The sequence below is a fragment of the Ruegeria sp. AP12 genome (genome assembly GCF_056540025.1).
The window spans coordinates 1-796 of sequence record NZ_JBQFVZ010000175.1 but is presented as its reverse complement, the minus strand read 5'-3'; the positions used below and the strand labels follow the sequence as shown (position 1 = coordinate 796).

Here is a 796-nt window from a genome sequence, read left to right as displayed (position 1 = left end):
GTCTTCGGGCAGCCATTCTATGCCGGATGGGGTTTGACGCAGGACGAAAACCCCGTTCAACGCAGACAACGCAATCTAACGCGCGCCCAGCTGTTCGCTGCAGCCATGATGCTCTACCCCGTTTGGTATGATGCCTATAGGGACCATTTATGTGAGCTAGAGATCGTGCTGGATACGCTTGCGGCGCAGACCCGCGCGTGGCGGCAAGATCGTTTGGGATGGACAGCGTCGGGCATGCGGATGTGGAAGCGTAAGCATCTGCAAGCCATGTTCGGCCAGCACCAGAAGATACGGTTTGTGCCGTCGCCACCTGCCCCATCCACCGGCCCACACATGGTCTGGGCCAATCAATCCCGGGAGGCCGAGGGTGTCACCCGTATCGAGGATGGCTTTCTCCGCTCACGCGGATTGGGGGCAGATCTTGTGCCTCCCCTGTCGCTGGTGACGGATGATCTGGGTATCTACTACGACCCGACCCAAACCAGCCGATTGGAAGAATGGATATCCAAGCGCGAAACTCTGCGTCCGGATCAGGAATACCGTGCCGAGCGGGTGATCTCAGCCCTCGTGTCCGAAGGGCTGAGCAAATACAACACCGGCGGCGCTGCGCCGCCTCTGCCCAAAGGTCACCGTATTCTGGTGCCGGGGCAGGTCGAGGACGACGCCTCAATCCTGCTAGGCACCAGCGTCATCCGCACCAATCTGGACCTGCTGCGCGAGGTTCGGGCTGCCAATGCCGATGCCGTAGTGAATTACAAACCCCATCCGGATGTCGAGGCTGGCCTGCGTTCGGGCC

Annotated in this window: 1 protein-coding gene; it reads left to right on the top strand. The window is 60.6% G+C overall.

The genetic code is table 11. The features are described from left to right. The coding region (locus tag ACR0E6_RS22075) for a capsular polysaccharide export protein, LipB/KpsS family (RefSeq protein ID WP_480587381.1) at positions 1 to 796 on the top strand (796 nt) is incomplete at both ends.